The sequence below is a fragment of the Delftia sp. S65 genome (assembly GCF_016516495.1).
GTDB lineage: Bacteria > Pseudomonadota > Gammaproteobacteria > Burkholderiales > Burkholderiaceae_C > Comamonas > Comamonas acidovorans.
This window is the reverse complement of the sequence record NZ_JACVUR010000089.1, coordinates 1-2,246: the sequence shown is the minus strand read 5'-3', so window position 1 is coordinate 2,246 and position 2,246 is coordinate 1. Positions and strand designations below refer to the sequence as shown.

General features: G+C 70.5%; 2 protein-coding genes. Both read left to right on the top strand.

Going from position 1 to position 2,246, the window contains the following annotated elements:
* On the top strand, positions 1-1,031 hold a 1,031-nt coding region (locus IAE24_RS29910), incomplete at its 5' end, for a xylose isomerase (RefSeq protein ID WP_200016420.1).
* Positions 1,028-2,246, top strand: a 1,219-nt coding sequence (locus tag IAE24_RS29905) for an NAD(P)/FAD-dependent oxidoreductase (protein WP_200016419.1), incomplete at its 3' end; no start/stop codon positions are given. The genes IAE24_RS29910 and IAE24_RS29905, both read left to right, overlap by 4 nt.

Below are 2,246 nucleotides of genomic sequence, written 5' to 3'. Positions count from 1 at the left end.
CCCTCCCGCCCATCGGCTGCAACGGCCGTGGCGTGCAGCGCTCCTCGCGCCACCAGCCCATCGGCCTTCAGGAGCTGCCCATACGCGAGCAGTTCCGCCTGGTCAGTGAAACCGGCGCCTTCGACTGCTTCGACCGCCTGCCTCTGCGCACGCAAATGGCCGAGTACGAGGCCGCCATCGCCGAGTTCAACCTGCCCGTGCACACGGCCAGCTGGTTCTACCGCCTGGGCGAGGACGAGGCCCTGCTGGCCCACAACCTGCGCATCTGCCAGGCCATAGGCGCGCGCTGCCACAACATCATGACCTTCAAGCACCACCGCGACGGCCATGTGCTGGACGATGCCGAGATCACCGACCACTACCTGCGCGTCTACGACGACGCCATGTCTCTGGGCGTGGAGCCCAGCTTCGAGCTGCACGTCAACATGTGGACCGAGGACTTCCTGCGCGTACGCGAGGTGGCCCGGCGCGTGCAGGCGCATGGCGTGCCCTTCCACTTCACGCTGGACTACAGCCATGTGAACTTCAAGATCGGCAACCCGGCCGAGCAGGAACTGTCGGGCGTGCGCGAACTGGTCGAGAGCGGCGAACTGGTGCTGGACCCCTTCGAGCCCGGCTCCCTGTGCGAACAATGGCTGGACATGGGCATCGTGCGCTGGGCCCAGCTGCGCGCAGCCGGCCCCAACCAGCCTCTGAACCTGTGGCACCGCAACGAGGACGGCAGCCCGGGCCGGGGCATCCAGTACCCCATGCTGCGGCCCGGCCCCGGCGAATGGCATTCGCCCTGGCACGCCTACCTGCTGGAGCCCTCCAAAGAGGCCATCCGCAAGGTGCTGGCCTACCACCACGCGCACCCGCACAGCCCGCTGCGCCACCTCACCACCGAATTCATCAACCTGCCCGACTACGGCCTGGGCGCACGCTATGACCTGCTGGCGCAGAACGTGGCGGCCGCACGCTTCATGCGGCAAGCCTGGGACGAGATCTGCGCCCGCCCCGCAGTCCAGGCCTCGTGCAAAGGTGCATCATGACCCCCGCACAACACCCCCAAGGCCACGCCGTCATCATCGGCGCCGGGCATGCCGGCGGCACCCTGGCCGCCCTGCTGCGCCAGTACGGCCACCCGGGCCCCATCACCCTGGTCGGCGGCGAAGACCTGCCGCCCTACCAGCGCCCGCCGCTGTCCAAGGCCTGGCTGCAGCAGGCCATGGGCCTGGACGATCTGCTGCTGCGGCCCGCCAGCGCCTATGCCGACCAGGCCATTGCCCTGCGCCTGGGCGTGCGCGCCATGGCCATAGAGCCGGGCTCGCGGCAGGTAGCGCTGAACGACGGGTCGGCACTGCACTACGACCACCTGGTCATTGCCACAGGCGCCGCACCGCGCTGGCTGGCCCTGCCCGGGGGTGAGCGGCCCGGCGTCACCTACCTGCGCACCATGGAAGACGCGCAGGCGCTGCGGGGCCACCTGCAGACCGCCCGCTGCCTGGCCATCATCGGCGGCGGCTATGTGGGTCTCGAAGTCGCGTCCACGGCCCGCAAGCTGGGGGTGCAGGTCCGGGTCATCGAGCGCGAAGGCAGGCTGCTGTCGCGCAGCGCCTCGCCCCAGATGGCCGCACATCTGCACGGCCTGCATGCAGGCCAGGGCGTGGAGGTGCATTTCAACGCCTCGGTCACCGCCATCCAGGGCGACAGCCCCACCGGCATCACGGGCCTGAGGATGGCCGATGGCTCCCGCCTGGAGTGCGATGCCGTGCTCATCGGCGTGGGTGCAGCGCCCAGCGTGGAGCTGGCGCAGTCCCTCGGCCTGGACTGCGCGGGCGGCATTGCCGTGGACGGCGAAGGCCGTACCGCCATGGCCGGCATCTACGCCATAGGCGATGCCACGCGCCGCCCCCTGGCCGGCTATCCCGGGCTGCACCGGCTCGAAAGCGTGCCCAGCGCGCTCGAACAGGCCCGGCGCGCAGCCTGCGCCATCACGGGCCGCGCACTGCCCGCCCATGAAGCGCCCTGGTTCTGGTCCGATCAGTACGACACCAAGCTGCAGATCGCCGGCCTGCCCGGCCATGGCGACCAGACCGTGCTGCGCGGCGACCCGGCCAGCGGCAGGTTCGCCGTCCTGCACCTGCGCAGCGGCCAGCTGTGCGCCGCCGAATGCGTGAACTCACCGGGCGAATTCATGGCAGCGCGCAAGGCCATCGCCGCCACGCACTGCGCCGACCCCGGTTTCCCGCCCCGCCCCCCAAAAG